Source organism: Pyrobaculum calidifontis JCM 11548 (assembly GCF_000015805.1).
GTDB classification, from domain to species: domain Archaea; phylum Thermoproteota; class Thermoprotei; order Thermoproteales; family Thermoproteaceae; genus Pyrobaculum; species Pyrobaculum calidifontis.
The window spans coordinates 1,176,818-1,197,955 of record NC_009073.1; the positions used below are offsets into that span (position 1 = coordinate 1,176,818).

Consider the following 21,138-nt stretch of genomic DNA (forward strand, 5'->3'; position numbering starts at 1 on the left):
TATGCTAGCTCTTTAGTAGAGTTGTCGATGTGGTCTCTTTGCATCGATTTTTCTTGGCGGTCTCTATATCGCACTTATTTAACACGCCCAGTATCGCCGAAATTGCGCTGGCTAGTCTCGGCGGTGTTTTACTCAGACTATTTACGATGTTGTCGAAACACAAGTTCTCGGTGCCCTCTTCTAATGCGGCAATGACTGCCCCCTTCATTGATGCGCCGAGCGGCGTGTGGGGAGACCACTTCTTGATAGCGTGTACGGGATCGCCGCACCTGGCCTTAAAGCTGGACGCGCCGGCCTTTGGGGCCTTGTGGGAGTAGTGGTGCAGAGCTATCGCGGCAAGCACCGCCTTACAGATTCCACTGATCCCACTTTCCCCGTTTAGGCGGCAGTTCTCCACCAAGCCCAGCCGCTTCATAACCTTGTATGCTACAGCGGTTGATTTAACCTCGTGGCGGGGGTAGTAGCCGCTCTCATCGTTGTACTCGACGTCGGCCTTCCCAACGTCGTGAAGAAGAGCCGCAAAGACTACCAAGTCAAGCGCCTCTTCGGGGCCCACTGAGAAGACTCTGGCCAACTTATGGGCCACAAGCGCGCCTTCCCTGGCCACGCACTCGGCCACCTCTAAGAGGTGGCGGTCAAGCGGTTCGCAGGGCCCTGCCAGACACGTCATAGAGGTCCCACGCCTGGCACATACTTCTTCGCATAGAGAATGGGAAACTCGCCGTGGTTCTCTACCCACTCCATTAGCCACCTCTCGTCTACCTTCTCCACCTCCTGCACCTTCCCATCTACTACCACGCCCACGGGGAAGTTGACTCTGTCTATCGAGGTTGAGAAACACTTCTCAGGGCTGTATTCAACGGAGGTACAAACCTCAAGCAAGCCGTATTCTCTAACGTAGGTGTATCCAAAAATTTTAAAGACCTTAGACAAGTTATCTGGGTCAACATAGAGCATGCGGTATAGTTGGCGCAAAAACCACTCCAGTCTCCTGTCCGACTCCAAGTTTTTCGACAATAGAGGCACGTAGCTACCCTCCTTGTAGGGGAGGCGCCACTCCCTAACGCCCAGGTACCTCTCTGCGTCTTTGCCAAAGACGTATATCCGCCCCTCGCACTTCCCGCCGCGCCTGCACACTCTGCCAACCCTCTGCGCCACGGACTCAGGCGAGTCGGCAGATGTGATAAGTGTGTCAAAGCTGACATCTACGCCCGCCTCTATAGCGCTTGTCCCTACCACAATCCTAGCCCCCTGAGCTTCACATTTGTCCGGAACGGGGCACAACGCCTCCTCTGCCTTCCGCCTGTCCTCCCTAGTCAGGAGAGAGTGGATAAGCACGGCGCCGTAGTCCCTCAGCTCTTGGTACCACTTAACTACCTTAGATATGTTGTTTACAACTATGAGCACCCTCCTCCCGCTCTTCACCTCCTCCTGCGCCACCGCGAGCACGTCTTCTTCACGTATTACCTTTGTCACATACCTTGTCTCCTCAAGCTCGGCCTCAAAATCTGGGTCGTAGCCAGCGGTGCCCTTAGGCCCCAGCGTCACAAACTCAAAGCCCTTGAAAACCTCCCACTTCCACTCCCCCAGCGTGGCAGACATTACAACCACTGGAATCTCGGCGTCGACGAGGGCCTCCACAGTGACCCTCAACGCCGCGGCCGCCTTCTGTCCCCCCTCAGCCATAATATGCGCCTCGTCAAAAAATACGCAAGCCGGATAGATGTAGGCAAAGGGGACGTGGTAGTGCACCGACCTCCCCCGCAACAGCCGGGGCAACTCGGCCACCGGCGCCTTGAAGAGGTTGTGAACAAATGAATCAATCGTAGTGAGGACATACTCGCCGGTGAAGTAGGGGTCCTTAACGTACCCGCTCTTGACGAGGGAGATGTCGCCGTCCTGATACGTGAAAGAGATGTCGCCGTATTTCTTGGAGTACTTCTCAAGCGTCTTGTGCAAAAGCGTCCTCAGGGGAAAGACGTGGATAGCCTTCCAACACACCCCCCGCTCCCTAAACGCCTTGTAAATCACAGGCGCTGCCTCCGTCTTGCCATAGCCAGTGGGCAACTCCAACACCAACTTGTCAACACCACGCCTCACTAGTTCAACAGCCCTCAAAATAGCGCGTCTCATATACGCGCCACCAGCCTAGACACTGCATCACGCTCCGCCGAAGTAAGCCTCCTACTCTGCGTCATATTACGCACAATAGCGTAAAGCTCCCCAACGTCCCCCGTCTGCAAATACCGCAAAAGCGCAGAAGCCACATACGAGGTATAGCCAGACCTCGCCCGCACCAAATCCAAGTAAAACTGCGCAAACTCCTTCTCTCTGCACAGAGACGAGGCGGAGAGAGGCAGAGAGGTGTAGTACGGGTCCCTTATTAACACAAGGCGGGCTGGAACATTACAGTTGCCCCCCAACGTCTGCACCAGAAGAGCATTCGCCAAGACAAACAGTTCAGTAAACCCCAAATCGCCCCTCGCCATTTCAAAAAACCTCCTATTAACCTCAGCCATCCTCATCCGCTCGTGGATCTTCTCAGGCGGAACCTCAATCACCATGACATAATTCACATCGCCTATCCTCACCCGCATAATCCTATCCGCCGCCTCCGCCAGCTTAGCAATACCACACGACGTCTTAAAAACCTCACTCGTCTTAAGCTTATACGGCCTAGAAGACCACTTCAAATACTCCTTCATCTCCACCAGCTCATCAGAAGAGAGCCTTTTACCACACACCTCAAAGTCCTTCGGATCTAGGCTCTGCCAATCACCACACTCCCCCTCCCTCCGCGACTTGCCCCCCTTGACCTTCAACCCACTCACATAGCTATTAAAGAGCTCTGCGAGACTCCCCACATCTGCACCAGCCAATTCGCGGCCGCTGACGAGAATAGAGACGGCATTCGCCTTATAGAAATACACAAAGTTCAGAAACCTCTCTACATTTTCCAAGTTTACACACACCTCGGCCGAGCTTGCCTCTTGGGACTTACGGCGCGGCATAGCTAGGCAACACAGCCTTGAGTTCAACCCCCTCGCCAACAATTCTCACAGCCCTCCAGCCTTTCCCAACCTCAACCTCCATGTCGTTAAGCGGCTCAGGCACGCAGTAGCGCTTCAAATCCGCAAGAGGATTTTTGCTCGGGCGCTCAAGCATGTAGACGTTGACACACTTGCTCCACTGACTCCCAGCCTCCTCAGGCGCGTAAAAGCGCGTCTTGACCACCTCGCTCTCTAACGGCTCTACCCTAACCTCAATCGGCGTAGCCGCCACAAGAGACTCCTTAGGCCCAATCCTAAACACCCTCTTAGCAACCTCAGCCAACTTATCCTCTACCACGTACAACACGTACCCCGGCTCCGCAAAATACGTCTCCAGCCTAGTGGCAGGCTGAAGAAGAACTTGAACGGCCATCCTAGCCGCATCATAACGGCCAAATCTCTCCAACTCCTCTACACTCTGTCTAACGTTTGCATAGTTCTTTAAATCATCGTAGACATCCGCGACTCTCCCCCCTCCGACCAGCTTCATCGCGGCACCGATAACCTTGGCGCGTTGTTTCCTCTGACTGAAAATAGAGAAGTGGCGAGAAATGTTTTCAACCACGGCGTAGGGAGGGACCCAGAAGGTGACATACTTAACCAAGTCGAGCAAATCCGCCCCCAACTCCCACCTCTCCTCAGGATGGTACAAAGGCGCGGCCAAGGCGCCAATGAGAGTTGAAGGCGGCGGGACAGGGGGGCCTCTGCCATGTTCAGCAAAGACTTGGACAGAGGTGTAAGGAGAGTAAAAATCCACCTTTAGCAAGACGTAACGCATTACAAGGCTTTGAGGACGCTCTCCTTCACAAGATCTATAAAGCCCTCAAGGGAGTCGGCGGCTTTTACATCTTTACGAGACCCACAGCTGGTGATGCCCTCCCGGTCGAAGCAGAAGAGCTCCACCTTGCCCAAGTACGACGCCGCGCGCCTAGCGTTGTAGTCGACATAGTCGTAGAAACGCGGCGGCGACACTGTGAAGTGTTTGTCAGACACCGCAGCCACCCCGCCCAGAGCCTCAAATATGGGCAAATACCGCGCCTTCTTGGCGCCAAACAACAAGCCGCCGTAGAGGAGCTTGAGGGCGTCAAAGGCCGCCTCAACCCTCTTCGCCCTGTCCGACACATATGAGCCGTCGGAGAGCCTGCCTATTCTGTCCACATCGATTGCAACGCCGTGGACATACACCGCAGTCCCCGCCTCAATCTGGAACGGAACCTGTTGTTCGGGGTTCTGCAAGTTGTACCTCACATGTAGCTGAGGCATAACGACCCCCCTCACAGTTGTGCCATCTGGCACAAGGTAGCTGAACATGACGGGGGAGGTCCTCCTCACGGCGACGTTACCCTCGCCAGCCGCCATAAAACCGGTTAAATCCTCGATTACGCACGTCTTCACCCTATCATCGTACGACAGCCTCGCATCGTCGGCCCTCTTAAAGAACCCGCCAATGTTCTCGTAGTTCTTGGCCTGGTCGCTCACTGGCAGGCCGCGCTCTAGCGCGAGTTTTACCAAAGCGGCCATGTAGCCGTAGGCGATGGACTGCCCAGACACGGCGGGGGCCATAGTCACCTTATACTCCTTTATTGACCCGTCCTCGCCCCTTCTGACGAGGATTATCGGCGCCAAGCGGTGCCGCGCATAGTTGCCCACAGACTCAGCCATGTTCAACGCCTCGACCTCAGCCCTAAACCTGAGACCTATTGAGACAAACATACTACCCACTCATCGCCTTTGCCAAGGCCTTTAGCGCAAGCTCTTTCGCAAAGTAGGGCCTCTTTTCAATCACCCTCAACGCGAGCTCTACCGATTTCTCAAGCTCAGGCACATTCCTCCTCTCCGTGGATAGATACCTGAGGGCCGAGTAGAGGGCCTCCCGCGCCAGCCTCATGTAAAACTCGTCGTTGTCCTCCACCCTGCTCAACAAGTCTAGCGGGCCGTAGACCTTCTCCCGCGCCAACTGAGCCAAAAGCTCAACCACCGGCTCGACGTTGAACTCCCGCTCACTCATAGGAGCACAATAGGCCCCAAATATAAATATACCACCCTGCAGTTTGTTAACCAGAATTTTGCAGAAATAAAGAGGCAAGCGCAACAACAAGAGGATCTACGCTATACTTCTTCTTCCTACCGCCCACCCCCTTCACCAACCCAGCCTCCTCCAAAGAAGAAAGATGCCTATACGCAGTTGAAACATCAATCCCCACAGCCCTAGCCACCTCCTCCACCTCAGCCTCCGAATTTAAGGCAGCCAAGATCTCCAACTTCTTCCTAGAAACACGGCCAAGAGCAACAAGTGAGACAAACCCAGACACGTCGACAGGATGCGGCGAATACTCAGGCACCAAGAAGAGCCCCGCCCTCTTCACCACGGCGGCCACGAAGGCTACAATCACAAGAGCCCGCGGCCCCCCAGCCAAGGCCACGGCGTCAAAGGGAATCTGAGCCATCTGCCTCAGCCCAGTAGGCAAATCCCGCAGATCAACCACCCGCTCCTCCCCCCTCCTCAACGCCTTCAAAATACTACGCACCGTGACCTCAGACTTGGCGTCGCCCTCGCCGCCTGTCACCCCCCTCACCAAGTATATCTCATCAGCGTTAATATTAGCCAAGGCCCTAACCACTAGATCTGCGTCAAACCCCACCGTCACCGCGAGCCGCATTGAAGTGCAGGCACCTGCAATTTAAACCTTTCACCACTGCAGAAGTATAAGGATAATACCACGGGAAACTGAAAGTTTGTGTTAACCCTCCTAGAGATAGCCAGACTCCTCAAAAGGGCCAAGGTAGTAGCGGGAGGAGCCGAGGTCTCGCCAGACCTCAGAGGGTGGAGCTACGACAAGCCACCCGTCAAGCCCCCCGCATACCTCTCCCTGGCGCTGTCCGACTTCGCCTACGGCTACTGCCCCACGGGGAGGAGCCTATACCTAAAATACGTCGCGGGGGAGCGCGGCGCCACCAACAAGGCCCTCCTCGAGGGGCAAGTACTGCACTCCGTCCTCTTCCGCGCCGTCGAGGACTACAAGCGATATGTGTACTCAGGCCAGCCCATGTCGCCGCCCCTAGAGGGAGTCCCAGAGGAGCTGAAGCCCAAGGCCGAGGCCCTCTACAAGTACATAGCCGCCAGGCTACTCGGCGAGCACCACTACGTCTACGCCTCCCGCACCGCGAGGGGGAGAGACTCCGCCGCCTTCTACGTCGCCCCACTCGCCACCCAGGTGGCAGTAGACGGCACACCCCTCGGCCTATCCACGGTAGTGGCAGACGCCGTGGCCCTAGGCGCGGTTGTGGAGTTCAAATTCGGCCCAGCCCCCAACGTTGAGGCCGCCCTGGCGGGATACGCCATGGCCATAGAGGCGGAGTGGGGAGTCCCAATAGACTACGGCATCCACGTCCAAATCTCGGTAAACGCCACCGTGGAGTACAGAGCCACGGCCCACTTCCTCGGAGACGACGCCCGCTCCAAGTTCCTAGAGCTCAGAGACGAGGCCATAGACGTCGTGGCCTCGGGAAGAGACCCCGGCCCAGCCCCCCAGTGCAACAAGGCCTGCCCCTTCTACCACATCTGCCATGCAGATCGCAGTAGCTAGCTACGGGACGAGGATAAGGACGAGGAAGGGCCTCCTCGTGGTAGAGAGGGGCGGGGAGAGGCGGGAGTACCCCCTGCACCAGGTAGACGAGGTGTTCATCCTCACCGGGGGCGTCTCCATAACCTCCAGAGCCCTGAGGGCCCTCCTCCGCGCCGGGGCAGTGGTGGCGGTCTTCGACCAGCGGGGCGAGCCCCTGGGCATCTTCATGAGGCCCGTGGGAGACGCCACAGGCGAAAAGAGGAGGTGCCAATACGCCGCGGCGGCAGGAGGGAGAGGCCTCCAGTGGGCCAGAGAGTGGGTGTGGAAGAAGATGAGGGGCCAGCTCCAAAACGTCAAGGCGTGGAGGAGGAGGCTGGCCCACTACGGCGACTACGTGGAACAGATAGGCAGAGCCCTGGAGGCGTTAAGAGCCGCCGCGTCGCCAGGCGAGGTGATGGAGGCCGAGGCCGCAGCCGCAGAGGCATACTGGAGGGCCTACGGAGAGGTGACGGGCTTTCCAGGCCGCGACCAGGAGGGAGGAGACCCGGTAAACGCCGCGTTAAACTACGGCTACGGCGTGCTGAAGGCCCTCTGCTTCAAGTCCATACTCCTCGCAGGTCTAGACCCCTACGTTGGGTTCCTCCACGTGGACAAGTCGGGGAGGCCATCCCTAGTCCTCGACTTCATGGAACAGTGGCGCCCCCGGGTAGACGCAGTGGTGGCGAAGGTTGCCGGGGAGCTCGCCACGGAGAACGGCCTCCTAGACCACAAGTCCAGGCTGAGAGTCGCCGCGGCGGTGCTGGAGGAGCTGGGCGCCGGGGCGAGGCCCGTTTCGGCGGAGATACACAGAGAGGCCAGGGCCCTCGCCAGGGCCATATGTACATAGTGGTGGCATACGACGTGTCGGAAGACCACGTGCGCAACAAGGTAGCCGAGACCCTAGCCGCCTACGGCCTCCAGAGAATACAGCGCTCAGTTTTCGCAGGCCGCCTACCCCCAGCCCTGGTGAAGGAGCTTGCGGAGAAGCTACGCCGAGTCACAAGAGGGGCAAACGCCGACGTGATAATCATAAGAGTAGACAAGAGGGCCCTAGACACCGCCGTGAGGATAGGCCCCGCTCTGCCAAGGGAGGGCAATGTCCACCTGCATTAACCCATCCCTAATCCGACAGTACCTCTACTGTCCAGCCGCCGCCTACTACATCGCCACAGGCCTAGCCGAGCCCCCCACCGAGCGGATGCGCCGAGGAAAGGAGATCCAGCGAGAAGCCATAGAGGCCATAGCCAAGGCCCTACAAGCCGAGAAGGTAGAACACAGCCCACGCCTAGAGGGCTGGGGAATATGCGGCGTAGTAGACGCCGTCCTCTGGATACGCGGCAGGCCAGCCCCCCTCGAAGTGAAGTACACCACCCCACCCCCCAAAACCCCACTACCCCACAAAGCGCAGGCCGCCGCCTACGCCCTCGCCGCCCAAGCCACCTACCGCAAAGCCGCAACACACGCCTACATATACTACGCCGAGGCCGGAGAGGTAAGGACAGTACAACTCACCCAAGACCTAACCCACCTCGTCCTCCAAACCGCCGCCCAAGTAGCCAAAATACTAAAAGGCTGGACCCCACACCCCCAGCCCACCCCCAAATGCCAAGGCTGCTGGTACAAAAAATACTGCGGCCACACCCAGACACAAGTAGACACAATATAACACCCAGGGGACTTAACACCTTCACTAAGCCCCTCACAGCAAGTGCTTCTATCCCTCAACTTTCTGCCAGAATTTTTACATATTGTACCCAGTCGTGTCCCGTTGTGATTACATATCTTTTCAAATCTCTTTTAGAGGTTCGCGCACTCTGTCGCAGTGAAGGCGGCCTGCGACACGTCGAATTCATTTCAATCCTCTTCTTGAGATTCCTTCGCCGTGGGTCTCGCGATTGGGTTCATTTTAGGTGGGGGCATAGCTTTCAATCCTCTTCTTGAGATTCGGGTAATTAGGATATGGGAGGCCGCGGGTATGAAAAGATATGCTTTCAATCCTCTTCTTGAGATTCATACTAACGTGTCCGCATATGAAACCTACGCATTAAGAGCTTTCAATCCTCTTCTTGAGATTCTCTATTTGTAAAGGGGCGAATTTACGCCGTTGTTAAACTATGTAAACTTTCAATCCTCTTCTTGAGATTCCTCGCCCCGCCCGGGAGTGGGGGTACGACGGGGGCCGGGGTCGCTTTCAATCCTCTTCTTGAGATTCACCAGTTGACGAAGGTCTGGTCTCCGTGGTTGGACCAGTTCGAGAACTTTCAATCCTCTTCTTGAGATTCGCCAGCGCTCTCTCCAGAGCTGGCTTCCGCATTATCTGCTTTCAATCCTCTTCTTGAGATTCTGGGCTTCCTGGGTTTTTGTTTCTGGCAGTTTTTAAGTTTTTCTTTGGCGATTTCTGGGAGTCGTACGGGGCCATTGATGTCTTGATCTATTATTAGTATAGTGGTTTGTTTGCCGCCTCTTTCAATTGTGGCATAGTTGAAGGTGCGTTTTTGATTTTCGGCGCCGGTGTACGCTTTTCTCCTGCACGACGTTTTTTAAATTGGATCCCCGCGATATATAAATGCCGAACGGCGAAGAGAGCTGAAATATAGACAAAGATAAAGGGCAAGTTGCACGACGTTTTAAAAACGCCGAAATGTATATAGATACGTCATGAGTTATATAGATGTTAGAGCACTGGGTTGCCGCGTTTTGCGGGTTGTCGGCGTGGACTGTTCTAGGGGCTTGTCGTGTGGCCTACCGCTGGCCGCCGTCTTTGGCTGTTTCGCCGGGGCAGGGGAGGGGGGTGGCGCGGACTACGCCTAGGCCCATGCCGCGGCCTGTGCCCACGTTGAAGGCCTCCATTAGGCGGATGGTCTTCCACACGTCGGCGAGGCGCCTCTTGCCGTAGATGCGGTAGAGGGCCCACCCCACGAAGCCCCTGGCGACGCCGCCGTTTGGAAGCTTCACTGTCCTCACGCAGGAGCCGCGCCTCCTGCACCAGCACCCCACGTCGGTGAGGGCGACGTAGGTGTAGACCCAGCGGAGGAAGGGCGCGCCGAGCTTCAACAGGCCGAGCTCCCTCCCGTGCCTCACCGCGGACTTGAAGAGGGTCAGGGGGCGGGGAAGGAAGTCGAAGAGGGCCCGCCTCCTCTTGTAAAGCGGCGGCACGGCGAACCTCGTCGGGGTGAGGAACTCCAGCTTAAAGCACCTCGCCTCGGGGAGGGGGTCCAGCCACACGTCCCGCATCTCCACCTCAGCCACCTCCACCCTCCGCCCAAAGAGCTCCACCCCACCCCCCAGGAGCCGCTCCACAAACCCCCTCGCCAGCCCCTCACCCGCGAAGCCCACCCGAAACTCCAAGAGGTCCCCCGGCCCCACCACAGCCAAGTCCACCACCGGCCTCCCCCCGACGAAGAGCGGCGTCACGGAGAAGGGCTTCGGCCCCGCGCCGTGGAGAGAGGGGTCAGTCAGCCTAAGCACCAGCGACTCCACCACAGTCCCCGTGAACCCCCCCAGCGAGAACCCCTCCCGAGCCGCCAACACCACCCGCACCACATACGCCACACGTGACGCACACCCCACATATAAAAACGTGTCAGACGCAGGTCCCGCGCAGAGCTACGCCGCTGGCTACATCCGCGCCAACGGAAACTGCGTCAACACGGCCAAACCCTCCATTCAGACGGCGGTACCACGGACGAGGCATACATCGACGCAGTATGGGCTAGGCCGACACCTCGGCGGTGTAGGCGCTCCCGCCTGTGCTTGTGGAGGTGACCTCAGTAGCTGAAACGCATCGTAGAGCCTCCTCTGCCACTCGGGGCCCAGAGTTCCCTTGGGCCCACACACTTACGCCAAGAAGTGCTTTATGTCCAAGACAAACGTCTCTGAGAAGCAGACGCGCCCAGCCACGTGAAGCACTTTTCGCCCAATGGCGGCGCCGATGGAGCGTGCCCAAAGGGACCTCTCGCAGAGAAGACCTCCACATTGGGCCACTGCCCCTCCTGACCCCCATCCCCCTTGAAGATTCTCACAAGCCTAGTCTTAAGAGGCCTCCGAGCCGCCTTGTGCATAAACGACGCGATTACCAGACAGAAACCCGTCGACTTCCTCTAGCGTTTCGGCACCACTTCTTAAAAGCATCCGTGGTCCCGCCCTCCTAACTCGCCCATCTGAGCAGCCGTGGTACACACAGCCGATGGGCGCGACCTCCCCACGCATGATAGCTTCCGGCTGTTGCCCACTGACCTGTCGTATGCTACTGCGTGTTCGACGCCCTCGCCCGCCCAACGGCCGCACAAACTCGCGTAGTCCTTGACGAGGCCCCACCGGCGGCTACCTGGGCCGATTGTGCCAAAGCCACCACGCGGCGACTCCCGCCATGGCCATTGCGTAGAGCGCCGCGGCCGAGACCGCGATGGCCCACGACATGAGGGGATGCCTCCACACGACGAACGCCGCCACAACGGCGAGGGCAAACAACGCCGTCAAATACGCCGCCGCCTTAAGCGCCGACTGGAGAATCCACGCCACTGTAAAACCCGCCGCAAAGGCCAAGAGAAAGATGGCGACAAAGAAAACCAACATACATCAAACAAAGTTCATTGAATTTAAGCTATAGCTACCACTGCCAAGACAACGAAGCCACATGGTGCAAAACAGCACTATGAACAAAAGCTAAGAAGAACGCTTGGCCTTTTAATCCACTCCTAGAGATTCGGTATTAGATACGGTGACTGGTAAGGGGTTTGCCGTGATTACGTCCTTTCAATCCTCTTCTTGAGATTCTTGCCAAGTACGGCTTCGACGTTGAGGATATAATACCGTCGGTGGCTTTCAATCCTCTTCTTGAGATTCCTACCCTTCCTCTCGATGGTGCCCTGGAGAGAGATACTCAGCTTTCAATCCTCTTCTTGAGATTCTCACTATAGGAAGCGGGGCTATACGGTAGATACATACTATGAGCTTTCAATCCTCTTCTTGAGATTCTGGCCACGTGGTGCATGGTTATGATAACCACGCCGAGGCGTTAGCTTTCAATCCTCTTCTTGAGATTCTGTAGGTAGCTGTTTCCCCTTAACCCCCTCCTTAAGCCTTTGGTATCTTTCAATCCTCTTCTTGAGATTCGGTGGGTGGAGGTGGAGGTGCTATGACTGGCGAGTACGAGAGACTAACTTTCAATCCTCTTCTTGAGATTCTCGTGACAGTCAACGGCCCCTCCAGTGGGTGTGACAACGGCGCTTTCAATCCTCTTCTTGAGATTCATCTAGAGACTCGGTGGGGGTGTATATGTCCCACAGCTTCTTAACTTTCAATCCTCTTCTTGAGATTCCGCCAGGTCGGCGGCGGCCTTGTACACCCACCTCCTCACCTTCCGCTTTCAATCCTCTTCTTGAGATTCTGGGAGTCCACGCTTACGGATATCATTTTCACGTCGTTGTTCTTTCAATCCTCTTCTTGAGATTCTGCTTTATGACAAGAAGACACGTGGATGCGACCACAGTAGGAACTTTCAATCCTCTTCTTGAGATTCCTATAGGGGCAAAGTGCGCCTACTGTGCACTGATGTGGGGTGCATTGTCTTTCAATCCTCTTCTTGAGATTCGAGCGCACGTAAAGCGCTAGAGGGGGCGCGCACGTTCTTGCTAACTTTCAATCCTCTTCTTGAGATTCCGTCCCCCGTCGTCGCCAGGACAACGTCGTTGTTGGAGAAGCTTTCAATCCTCTTCTTGAGATTCCCACAAACAATGCCCGCGCGCCTAGGCGCGCGCGGGAAAGCGCCTTTCAATCCTCTTCTTGAGATTCTGGTAAATGCACAGCGATTAATTCCATTTTTGCACCAGTAGACTTTCAATCCTCTTCTTGAGATTCCCTCCACCTTCTCTGTCCTGGCGCTTAGGGGTCTCGTGGCTTTCAATCCTCTTCTTGAGATTCCTCTCAAGTCCACGTGGCGGGGCGCCAGCTCCTCAATACGCCCTTTCAATCCTCTTCTTGAGATTCCAAATCTACCGCCGTTATACTCAATCATAGCGGCATAGTATCTTTCAATCCTCTTCTTGAGATTCTCCTAAAGCGACCCTCCTTGCAACACTTCGCCACTAGCCACAGCCTTTCAATCCTCTTCTTGAGATTCCCCCCCACCTACCGATACGTGGCGCGTGGCCCCGTGGTGCTGCTTTCAATCCTCTTCTTGAGATTCTACCAGCTTGACGTAGGCGGTGCCAGGCACCACCTCGCCCTCGACTTTCAATCCTCTTCTTGAGATTCCTACACAGCCTCTATGTGCACTTGCCCCAGGCCTGGCTAAGTGCTTTCAATCCTCTTCTTGAGATTCCGCGCCGTGCATGTGGGCCGCATGGGCGCGCAAAATATGTAGTCTTTCAATCCTCTTCTTGAGATTCCCACGTCGAAACCCACGTGGGGGGCCAGAGCGTTGACTAGCCTTTCAATCCTCTTCTTGAGATTCGCGGGCGAGGGCCACAGACACGGTCTCGCTTATGGACGCGTCTTTCAATCCTCTTCTTGAGATTCGGCGCTTGTCTACCAAATCTCGATTGGCAAGAGACAAGTGCAACTTTCAATCCTCTTCTTGAGATTCCGAGGCCCACGGCGGCGAGTGCGACATCTATAGCCAGACCGCTTTCAATCCTCTTCTTGAGATTCATTACTGTGGACATGGCTCCTCGAATATCCGCCTTAACTGTGACTTTCAATCCTCTTCTTGAGATTCCAGCCACGGGTTAACCACCACTTGAAACAGTGTCACATATGCGTAAATGCTTTCAATCCTCTTCTTGAGATTCAGGTGCCTGTTTGCAGAAGGCTATGATGAACGCACTATAAACGACTTTCAATCCTCTTCTTGAGATTCGACAAAATAGTCAACGGCTTTCAACACGACATATAGCTGTATACCTTTCAATCCTCTTCTTGAGATTCCGCTTATTGAAAAGCCAAGCGAGTACGCCCATATCGGCAGGCCTTTCAATCCTCTTCTTGAGATTCGGTGAAGGTGGCCACAGTGCTTAAGGCCCTGTGCAAAAAGCTCTTTCAATCCTCTTCTTGAGATTCTGGGCTTCCTGGGTTTTTGTTTCTGGCGGTTTTTAAGTTTTTCTTTGGTGTATTTCAGAGAGCGTGTGACGTGTTTTTGAGCTTGTTTAATTGGAGCCTTACGGCTTGTACGCTACTTCTTTCAACTGTGGCATAGTTGATGGCGTGTTTTTGCACCTCGGCGCCGGTGTACGCTTTTCTCCTGCACGACGTTTTTTAAATTGGATCTCCACGATATATAAATGCCGAACGGCGAAGAGAGCTGAAATATAGACAAAGGCCAAGGGAGAGTTGTACGACGATTTAAAAGCGCCGACATCTATATAGGTTTCATATGTTGCCTAGGACGGGCTAGTGGTTTTCTAAGACAATGGGGCTGTTGTCCCTTTTGAGGATTCCAAGCGAAGTAGGGTACCCTGGGCGCCGGTGGGTTGCCGCGGTGGCTTGTCGCTTCTTTCATAGCTGGCGCGTGTGGAGCGGCTTGAGGGCCCACCTTTGCGTTTCTAGTGGGGCCTGGGCTGATTCCGCGTGGGCTCTGTCTCAAGTCTCTTCTTCTAGCTTTTTTAAGAGCTCGTTTGCCAGTTTGTTTAGTTCCTCCTTGTCTATTAGCCCCGTGGGCAGTTCGACTTCTATGTCTCTGTCGCTTAGCTTGAGTCTAGCGTTGTCGTCTCTGCTCAGCCTCCCGTGCATTAGCCTGTTTCGGTACTGCCGCACTCTCTCGAAGACGGGGTCTCTCTTCACAAGGTCCGCCTCTGCCTTCGCCCACTCGCTGTCCCCCACCTTTGCCTCGCCTCGCGTGCCCTTGCGCCATAGGCTGAGTGCCACGGCCCACTCGCGGGCTATGGATAGGGCCCTGTCGGCGTACTCTCTCTCCGCCAGGAGTCTGAGGCCTTTTTGGACGAATTCGACGTTGGTGCCGCTGCGCAGCTCCGAGACTGCTCTTTTCGTCAGCGTCAGCGCTATGCTTGTGACAGGCGGCCAGGGGGGCTCCCCCGCGTGTCGGCCCCACTCCTCGTGCGGCTTGTCGTCGAGTGGGAGCTCTTGAGAGACGAGGCGGCTGAACTTCTGCTCGGCCTCCTCCAGCTCTTCGCCCAGCTCCTCGACCAGCCTCCGCGCGGCTACCAACTGCCCGCTCCTAAGCGCCCACAGCAGTTGGGCGCCCTTCTTGAGCAACGCGTTTACCCCGCTGTACACATCTCTGTACTTGCCCAGCCTCTCTCCCACCTCTCTGTAGTACCTTACGGGGAGGAGCCTCTCGTCGAGCCACTTCCACGCCTGTCCCCCCGCCGCCACCTCTCCCACTGCCCTCGTGGCCTCGTCGAGGCGTAGGAACTCGACTCTGGCACCCTCCTCGACTCTGACCATGACGGGGGCCGCGTAGATCTCCACCTCGGCGTCGTAGGCTATGGGCAACAGCGCGGCCGCCAGCAAGGTGGCTGAGATCAGCACGTTTGTGCCGTGCGTCACATCGACGTAGAGCCGGCCGGAGTCCTTGGCGTACTTTGAGAGGATTAGGTACACGGAGCTGAAGACGAGGTTGAAGCCGTAGCTGGGGAACTCCCTCGCACCGCCGCGCTCTACGCGCACCTCGTTCCCCTCCTCCACCAGCCTGAGAGGCGAGGCGATTCCCGGGTGGGGGACCACGTAGCAGTCAAAGCCTCTCCTAAGGAGCTCGTGGACAGCGGCGTCTTCAAAAGAATCTGATTCTCTAGCAAAGAGCCTGCGTCCCCCATAGCGCGACTTGGCCTCCAAAAGCTTTCGGTAGCTCTCGCAGTGGCCTTCCTCAAACAGCGTCTCGGGGACAATGACGGCGAGCTTTGCCGGGCTTTTAGCCCTGGCCAAGGCCGCGGCGCTGATGAAAGACCTGTACTCACTGCCGTCGACGACGTACGTCACTTGGCGGTACTGAGAGACGTCGCCGCCGAGCCAGACCAGGGCGCCCCCGCCAGAGCCCATATACAGTGTAGGGGGCGTATAAAAATGCTTGCGCCCCCTCGCAGCCTCTTCAGCAGGGCGTCTCTAGGGCGTCGATGAGGGCGGCTATGTGGGGCGCGAGGGTCCTCCGCCTGGCCTCCTCGGCCAGCACGCCGAGCTCCACGAGGTGGTGGGGGTCGACGCCCCACGCCTTGGCCAAGTCCTCGGGCTCCCCCTCGCCTCTCGCCACCTGCCTCGCGGTTGGGTGTAGGTCGATGGGGAGGAGGCCTAGGCTGACTACGTCGCGGAAGCTCTCGTGGACGTAGAAGACGTCGAGGGCCCCCGCGAGGTAGGCCGCCACCACGGCGAAGGTGGACTCCGGCTTGTAGCCCCCCGTGGCCACGACGTACGGATTCACGCCCCTCGCCTTGGCGCACTTGACGTCTCTCGCCACGGCCCTGGCCAGCTCCCCCAGTGACCTGGAGAAGTCCCGGCCCAGGCCCGGCACCACCTTCACCTCGGCGGCGCAGTCCTCCGTCGACACGCCCAGCTTGGCCAGCGCCCTGCAGAAGGCCCCCTCCAGCGCCCGCGCCGCAAGGCGGCCGGCCCCGGTGTCAGAGGCGTAGAGGGCGGCCCTCACCCGCCTAAAGAGGGCGGGCCACCTCTTCGCCACCTTAGCCACAGTGTTCAACTCCGCGCAACACCTCTCGGGGTCCGCCACGGCGAACTCCACCAGCCTCTCCACGGGGCCCCGCTCCGCCTCCTCCTGCCTCGGGTCGTCCGGCGCCAGCCTTGACCAAACCTCGGGGACAATCCCCTCCCTAGCCGCGTTAGCCAAGATAGACGTCCCCACGGTAATTGCAAAGAAGCTCGGCTTCATGCCACCCGTACTGCCCATCTATAAAAAAGTTAAAAGAGGTAGCCCCCACCCTGAGGTTCGCCTCAGCGACCACAATTCAATCGCCAGACTTACATTGGCACAGAGTCCATGTATGTTTTCTGTAGGTCATACAACGCCGCTCCCCTTGGCATAGGGGCGCTCAAGATGCTTATTCACACAATTTTCTCACGAGCAACAAGCTAAAGTCCTTCTTAATTTAAGTAGTTCTATTCTGCGTACTTGCCATCACGCAGTAGAAGTCTCCTACTGCTATACTTGTCATTTTTCGTCTTCTACGGTGGCAAGAATAGCTACCTCTGGGAAGTGCGGTATCCACTCCATAGACTCCACCAGGCTGGTCCTGAGGTCTATTTCTCGCGCGTCTCTGCGCACTTCTCTGCTCATTAGATAGATCTTAGTCCACTTCCTCGTTGCGCCTCTTATGAAGTCTATGTTGTGCGTAGAAGCTACGAAAAACAGCTTGGCCCCCCGCTCCTCTGCCCTCTTTGTGAGAACGGCGGCGAGGTGGCCGAGGAAGAAGGCTTGTAGCGGCCCGGCGTGGGCCTCCGGCTCTTCGACGAAGAGGTAGACTGGCCTTTCCCCGGTTGCAGCGTAGGCGTATTTGAGCCCCGCGGCCACCATGGCGGCGGAGAGGCCTGCCGGGAGTTGGCGTAGCCCCGCCCCCGAAGGGCCTGCGCGGTCTCTCCAGCGGATTTCCCCGCCGTCTACCGCCAGCTCGATGGGCAGTAGGTCGGCCGCGTCGGCCTTTAGCCCCATCTCTCTTATTGCCCTCTCCATACGCGCCAGCTCCTCCTCCACTGCGGCTTCTGCCTCTGCCAAGAGCTTTGGATCGGCGAGGCGCCTCATTGAGAGAAGCGCCTTAAGCCCCCTCGGCTTTAGCGCAAATCCGCCGGAGGTCTCTGTCCCAATTTCTGCGAATTTGGCAACGGATCTGTAGGCGTCTAGGAAGAAGACGTGTCCCCTCTCCTCCGTGCACCTCGCCGCTGTCTCTGGGCACTCCAGCTCCGCTGGTCCTCCCAGCGCCCTGGCTATACTGCACAGCGTAAGCGACTTGCCCGAGGCGTTTGGCCCAACGAAGAGGGTGACGGGGGCCAGCTCCACCTCCGCGTCCAGCGCCACTGTCCACCCGCCAAGCTGGAACTTTGCAGAGACTCTGCACGTCATGGAAGTCTGGCGAGAGCCCCGTAGCCCAGCTCGCCTAGGAAGAACTGGGACTGGTCGCAGTTCTCCACCTCTACCTCAGTGCCAGGTGGCAGGGCGGGGTACATGGGCCTCCTCTCTCTGCACACCTCGCTGAAGCCGAGACCCCACTGCACCACTTTCACCTTCGGCTCCTCTCCCGGCTGTTCTAAGCCTCTCACAGCCCTTATGCAACTGGGCAACTCTCCCTCTGGCATGAGGAGGGGCGTGAGCAACACGGCGGCGCCGCTCTTGGGCGGCAGGTAGGGGTCGGGCCTCAGCTCTGGGTCCGCCTCCACCGCGGCCAGCCGGCCCTCTCCGCCTAGCCTCACCAGGCCCGTGGGCACCACGTCGGCGTCTATGAAGTAGACGGCCTCCACCGGGGCGTAGTAGGTTGCCCTGTAGAGGTAGCCCTGCGCCGCCGTCTTATGCTCAGTCAACATGAGACCTATTCTCGAGAACTTTGCCACCGGCACACCCCCCGCCGCCTCACCGCGCTCTCTAGGCGCCCACATGTGCGTCTTAATCCAGCCCTCAGCCGCCGCGCCCACCAGCACTTCGGAACCCCTACGCACCACGGCGAGGGGCCCCCACACCCTCCTCACCCCAAGCGCCTTAGCCACCTCCCTAAGCGCCGCAAGCGCGCCCTCCGGCCCCTTCCCCGGGCAGTCTATCTTCACGCCAGCGAGATACCCTAAGGCGCCCAGCAACGTGGAGGGCTGCGGCACTATCCACACGTCGTCTCTCGTCACCGTCCCCGGCGTAGACAGCGGCCTAGTGCCGTAGTGAGTTGGACCCAGAGGCCTAATTCTAACCGCCCTCATATCCACGCCCTAAGAGCCTTCAGTAGCTCGACGGCGTTCTTCCACTTCTCCCCGCGCCCATCTACGTAGCACGCCGCCTCCACCACCTTGTCGGCGAGCTCCTTCTTGTCCGTGTTTCTGCCTACCAAGTACCGCAGGACGTACTCCACCTCCGCCGCCTCTCCCCACGCCTCGACGTCGTAGGGCAGATTTCTGCCGAGAGTCCTCCTGGCGTAGGCCTCGGCGATTGCCTTAACGCTCCCCACCGCGCTCACCTTGGTAAACCCCACGTGGCCCGTAGAGGTGGAGATAGCCAAGGCGTCTTTGCCCGGCACCCTATCCTTCGCCTCGTCGAGCAACTCAGCCGCCTTGTCCACCTCCACAGACATCATGTCTGTCACCGCGTGGGCAACCCTAAGCGAGTAGCTTCTGCCATATGCGGTGAGGGCGGGGAGGAAGTAGCTCTCCGACAACGAGTGGAAGCCCCCCTCCCCCCAGTAGTTCTCTCTAGTCTCCTTTACAATGTCAAACGAGGGGGGCTTAGCCGAGAAGGCCAGCAAGTCGTCGCCCCCGGCGAAGACCAGCTCTCCCTGGCTTTTTTCCACAATGGCGGCGTCGCCTATGGCTGTGACCATAAGCGCCGCAGAAACAGCGGCGTAGTAGGCCGGGCTTGGAACAACTAGGTAGCCCCCACCGCAGATGTGCTTCGCGGTCTCGCGCATAGCTCCAAGAACTCTCAACGCGTGCTTCATATCTTTTTCAAACTGTTCCCTGTCTCTCACGACTTCCACGTCTTGGGGCATCTGCGGCTCCTTAGGCAGACACCCCCTGAGAAGCTTGCCCACGTTGTCCCCATCTGCCCTAATAACGACGTACTCAAGCCCCGGCGTCCAAGGCTCTTCTCCAGCCCCCTTACACTCGGCCAGCCGCCTATCCGCCGCCTCGGAGGAGCCGAAGACGTCCTCAACATCTTCACCGTCTAAGACTCTCTCCACAAGCCCCTTGATCTCTCGACACCTTTCACTGTCGAAATAATGCTTAAGGTAGTAGTAGTTGAGCGCTACCACTTCCACAGAGTCAATGCCAGCTCTCTTGGCAGATCTGAGGTAGAGCGCCCTCTTTATCAGGTCCACGGGGCCCAGCGCCTCCTTCGGCTTAAACACCTTAGTCAAGTTTGCGTCTTTTTTCTCTTCAATTCCCAGCGACTTGAGCCAGCTATGTGTCTCGTCGTCGTATGTCAAATTGCCGTCTTTAAACACGCCGCCGAATTTCACCACGGCGGGCTGGCTTGGGTCAAGGCTACTGTGCATCCAAGTTCCCTTATAGGTCTGAGAGAACCTCGGCCGACCCTCCTTGTCGAACCAGCTGGGGTACTTCGGCAGGGCCCTCCTCTTTCTCTCGTTGACCATCTCCAACAGCCTGGCAAAGAGAAACCTCCTTAAGTCCCCGCCTAGTAGCTTCTTCACCTCATCGTCTATGCCGAACCTCTCCGTCGTCCACTTCTCGAGATTTCTCAGACCCTCTTCCACATACGCAACTGCGACTCTGATGGGGAGATAACGTACCGACTCCAGGCCCTTGAGCCCCGCCTCCACGACCCTCTTTACGCCATCATCTAGCCCCCCTAGGTCAAAGGGGAGGTTTGGCGCCTCCCCTCCCCTAGCGGCCTCCAACACCTCTTTTAAAACCTCGTCGAAGTAGGAGTAGGCCTCGTCTTCCCCCTTGCACTCCGGCAGGGCGAGGTAGAGAGTGCCGGGGAACAGCGACGACCTTCTAATCAACCCGTGGAGCCATTCGTCCACTGGCAATTGCTGGCTTACGCCGAACTTCTTTCCCACGTAGTAGGACATGGCCCCGGCGTATAGCCCCCACACTCCCTTTACCCTTCTGTCGAGCTGGGCGTAGAAGAGCGGGTTGAAGCGCGGCGTTGGGGAGAGCAGGATGTCGGGCCCGTGTCTCTCCATAAACCGCCACGCGACGCGCCAGGCCACGAGGGAGACTAGGAGGCTCCCGGCGCGGTAGTCCCCAGCCTTACGCGCAGACTTCAAGATAGACTGGATGCCCGGCAGATCTACCACCATTAGGCACCCCCCGCCCCTCGTCCAGTTCAACATAGAGGCGGTGGCGTAGAGGTGGTCGAAGATGGAGTGGGTGGGGACTCTTGTGTCCGCCGGTAGCGTGGGCAGGCCGGCCTTAATCCACGCCAGCTCGTACGCGGCGTAGAATGCGAAGTAGAGCCACCTCTCGTCGCCCTTCGCCGCCTCCAGCACCCTCCTCACCTCCCCCACGAACTTCCCCAGCCTCTCCCTAAACTCCTGGGGGGTCGGCTTCTTGATTTCTCTCCGCTCTCGGCCAAAGGGGTTTATCATGTACTTGGCCTTCACCCAGTAGTTGCCCGGGCTCGGGGGGAGGGCCCACCGGTCAAAAGACGCGGCGAGGCGGTCGGCCTCGGCCACGGCCGCGCTCTCTTCGCTCCCTGGAACTCCGCCGAAGCCCATGCCCTTGAAAATTTCGTCGAAGAGCTTCGCGGCCTCCTCTTCGTGGCTGTTTTTGTCGTAGACCCGGTAGTCCGCGTCCTCGAACCACAGGGCCTTGTGCGGCGGGTCGTGGAGTAGTGCAAATGATTTTAAAAACCAGTTCACAAAGCT

At 57.7% G+C, this 21,138-nt stretch carries 18 protein-coding genes and 2 CRISPR repeat arrays; of the genes, 4 read left to right on the top strand and 14 right to left on the bottom strand.

The features are described from left to right. Positions 1-4: 4 nt before the first annotated feature. The 7 genes from PCAL_RS06715 to csa3 are packed head-to-tail and all read right to left on the bottom strand — an operon-like array spanning position 5 to position 5,710. Positions 5-670: a CRISPR-associated endonuclease Cas3'' gene (locus PCAL_RS06715; RefSeq protein WP_011849949.1), complete on the bottom strand. Its 666-nt coding sequence runs from the start codon at positions 668-670 to the stop codon at positions 5-7. Next, positions 667-2,133, bottom strand: a complete 1,467-nt coding sequence (gene cas3 / locus PCAL_RS06720) for a CRISPR-associated helicase Cas3' (RefSeq protein ID WP_011849950.1) — start codon at positions 2,131-2,133, stop codon at positions 667-669. The genes PCAL_RS06715 and cas3 overlap by 4 nt, the downstream gene beginning before the upstream one ends. After that, entirely contained in the window at positions 2,130-3,011 is an 882-nt protein-coding gene (locus PCAL_RS06725; RefSeq protein ID WP_011849951.1) for a hypothetical protein, read from the bottom strand. The genes cas3 and PCAL_RS06725 overlap by 4 nt, the downstream gene beginning before the upstream one ends. Next, a complete protein-coding gene (locus PCAL_RS06730) occupies positions 2,998-3,807 on the bottom strand; it encodes a type I-E CRISPR-associated protein Cas5/CasD (RefSeq protein WP_193322579.1) in 810 nt (269 codons plus the stop codon). The genes PCAL_RS06725 and PCAL_RS06730 overlap by 14 nt, the downstream gene beginning before the upstream one ends. A 20-nt stretch (positions 3,808-3,827) precedes the next feature. Next, a complete protein-coding gene (locus PCAL_RS06735) occupies positions 3,828-4,763 on the bottom strand; it encodes a DevR family CRISPR-associated autoregulator (RefSeq protein ID WP_011849953.1) in 936 nt (311 codons plus the stop codon). A 1-nt stretch (position 4,764) separates the two neighbouring features. Beyond that, positions 4,765-5,058, bottom strand: coding sequence for a hypothetical protein (locus PCAL_RS06740; RefSeq protein WP_011849954.1), 294 nt, complete (start codon positions 5,056-5,058; stop codon positions 4,765-4,767). A gap of 46 nt (positions 5,059-5,104) precedes the next feature. After that, complete coding sequence (csa3, locus tag PCAL_RS06745) at positions 5,105-5,710, bottom strand: CRISPR-associated CARF protein Csa3 (RefSeq protein ID WP_011849955.1); 606 nt, start codon at positions 5,708-5,710, stop codon at positions 5,105-5,107. Positions 5,711-5,788: 78 nt separating this feature from the next. Here csa3 and cas4a point away from each other — a divergent pair, with 78 nt between their 5' ends. Genes cas4a through cas4 form a run of 4 tightly spaced genes read left to right on the top strand, consistent with a single transcriptional unit; the run spans position 5,789 to position 8,321 of the window. Then, positions 5,789-6,637, top strand: a complete 849-nt coding sequence (gene cas4a, locus PCAL_RS06750) for a type I-A CRISPR-associated protein Cas4/Csa1 (RefSeq protein ID WP_011849956.1) — start codon at positions 5,789-5,791, stop codon at positions 6,635-6,637. Further along, entirely contained in the window at positions 6,618-7,502 is an 885-nt protein-coding gene (cas1, locus tag PCAL_RS06755; protein ID WP_011849957.1) for a CRISPR-associated endonuclease Cas1, read from the top strand. The genes cas4a and cas1 overlap by 20 nt, the downstream gene beginning before the upstream one ends. Continuing rightward, positions 7,493-7,768: a CRISPR-associated endonuclease Cas2 gene (gene cas2 / locus PCAL_RS06760; RefSeq protein ID WP_011849958.1), complete on the top strand. Its 276-nt coding sequence runs from the start codon at positions 7,493-7,495 to the stop codon at positions 7,766-7,768. The genes cas1 and cas2 overlap by 10 nt, the downstream gene beginning before the upstream one ends. Next, positions 7,752-8,321, top strand: coding sequence for a CRISPR-associated protein Cas4 (cas4, locus tag PCAL_RS06765; protein WP_011849959.1), 570 nt, complete (start codon positions 7,752-7,754; stop codon positions 8,319-8,321). The genes cas2 and cas4 overlap by 17 nt, the downstream gene beginning before the upstream one ends. Before the next feature lie 185 nt (positions 8,322-8,506). Further along, positions 8,507-8,999: a CRISPR direct-repeat array (repeat unit 24 nt; unit sequence CTTTCAATCCTCTTCTTGAGATTC). A 398-nt stretch (positions 9,000-9,397) separates the two neighbouring features. Here the strand turns inward: cas4 and cas6 are convergent. The 7 genes from cas6 to PCAL_RS06800 form a co-directional block, all read right to left on the bottom strand. Then, positions 9,398-10,207 carry a CRISPR-associated endoribonuclease Cas6 gene (gene cas6, locus PCAL_RS06770; protein ID WP_011849960.1) on the bottom strand — a complete coding sequence of 270 codons (810 nt, stop codon included), beginning with the start codon at positions 10,205-10,207 and terminating at the stop codon, positions 9,398-9,400. Positions 10,208-10,978: 771 nt separating this feature from the next. Next, the gene (locus PCAL_RS06775; protein WP_011849961.1) at positions 10,979-11,230 is read right to left on the bottom strand and encodes a hypothetical protein; all 252 of its coding nucleotides are present in this window, start codon (positions 11,228-11,230) and stop codon (positions 10,979-10,981) included. Positions 11,231-11,338: 108 nt separating this feature from the next. Next, a CRISPR array of direct repeats spans positions 11,339-13,714; the repeat unit is 24 nt; unit sequence CTTTCAATCCTCTTCTTGAGATTC. A gap of 519 nt (positions 13,715-14,233) precedes the next feature. Beyond that, positions 14,234-15,649, bottom strand: coding sequence for a TM1812 family CRISPR-associated protein (locus PCAL_RS06780; RefSeq protein ID WP_011849962.1), 1,416 nt, complete (start codon positions 15,647-15,649; stop codon positions 14,234-14,236). 49 nt (positions 15,650-15,698) lie between these two features. Continuing rightward, on the bottom strand, positions 15,699-16,487 hold the full coding sequence (locus PCAL_RS06785; RefSeq protein WP_193322580.1) for a putative CRISPR-associated protein: 789 nt from the start codon (positions 16,485-16,487) through the stop codon (positions 15,699-15,701). 279 nt (positions 16,488-16,766) lie between these two features. Further along, complete coding sequence (locus tag PCAL_RS06790; protein WP_011849964.1) at positions 16,767-17,672, bottom strand: ATP-binding protein; 906 nt, start codon at positions 17,670-17,672, stop codon at positions 16,767-16,769. After that, positions 17,669-18,511: a type III-B CRISPR module-associated Cmr3 family protein gene (locus PCAL_RS06795; RefSeq protein WP_011849965.1), complete on the bottom strand. Its 843-nt coding sequence runs from the start codon at positions 18,509-18,511 to the stop codon at positions 17,669-17,671. The genes PCAL_RS06790 and PCAL_RS06795 overlap by 4 nt, the downstream gene beginning before the upstream one ends. After that, positions 18,508-21,132: a type III-B CRISPR-associated protein Cas10/Cmr2 gene (locus PCAL_RS06800; protein ID WP_011849966.1), complete on the bottom strand. Its 2,625-nt coding sequence runs from the start codon at positions 21,130-21,132 to the stop codon at positions 18,508-18,510. Before PCAL_RS06800 ends, PCAL_RS06795 begins: the two co-directional genes overlap by 4 nt. Between the last annotated feature and the right edge of the window lie 6 nt (positions 21,133-21,138).

Bases quoted from the DNA above. Each gene is read 5' to 3' on its own strand.
- PCAL_RS06735 (WP_011849953.1), bottom strand. From the start codon at position 4,763: ATGTTTGTCTCAATAGGTCTCAGGTTTAGGGCTGAGGTCGAGGCGTTG.
- cas3 (WP_011849950.1), bottom strand. From the start codon at position 2,133: ATGAGACGCGCTATTTTGAGGGCTGTTGAACTAGTGAGGCGTGGTGTT.
- PCAL_RS06725 (WP_011849951.1), bottom strand. From the start codon at position 3,011: ATGCCGCGCCGTAAGTCCCAAGAGGCAAGCTCGGCCGAGGTGTGTGTA.
- PCAL_RS06715 (WP_011849949.1), bottom strand. From the start codon at position 670: ATGACGTGTCTGGCAGGGCCCTGCGAACCGCTTGACCGCCACCTCTTA.
- PCAL_RS06740 (WP_011849954.1), bottom strand. From the start codon at position 5,058: ATGAGTGAGCGGGAGTTCAACGTCGAGCCGGTGGTTGAGCTTTTGGCT.
- PCAL_RS06780 (WP_011849962.1), bottom strand. From the start codon at position 15,649: ATGGGCTCTGGCGGGGGCGCCCTGGTCTGGCTCGGCGGCGACGTCTCT.
- PCAL_RS06790 (WP_011849964.1), bottom strand. From the start codon at position 17,672: ATGACGTGCAGAGTCTCTGCAAAGTTCCAGCTTGGCGGGTGGACAGTG.
- PCAL_RS06785 (WP_193322580.1), bottom strand. From the start codon at position 16,487: ATGAAGCCGAGCTTCTTTGCAATTACCGTGGGGACGTCTATCTTGGCT.
- cas4 (WP_011849959.1), top strand. From the start codon at position 7,752: ATGTCCACCTGCATTAACCCATCCCTAATCCGACAGTACCTCTACTGT.
- cas2 (WP_011849958.1), top strand. From the start codon at position 7,493: ATGTACATAGTGGTGGCATACGACGTGTCGGAAGACCACGTGCGCAAC.
- cas1 (WP_011849957.1), top strand. From the start codon at position 6,618: ATGCAGATCGCAGTAGCTAGCTACGGGACGAGGATAAGGACGAGGAAG.
- csa3 (WP_011849955.1), bottom strand. From the start codon at position 5,710: ATGCGGCTCGCGGTGACGGTGGGGTTTGACGCAGATCTAGTGGTTAGG.
- PCAL_RS06775 (WP_011849961.1), bottom strand. From the start codon at position 11,230: ATGTTGGTTTTCTTTGTCGCCATCTTTCTCTTGGCCTTTGCGGCGGGT.
- PCAL_RS06795 (WP_011849965.1), bottom strand. From the start codon at position 18,511: ATGAGGGCGGTTAGAATTAGGCCTCTGGGTCCAACTCACTACGGCACT.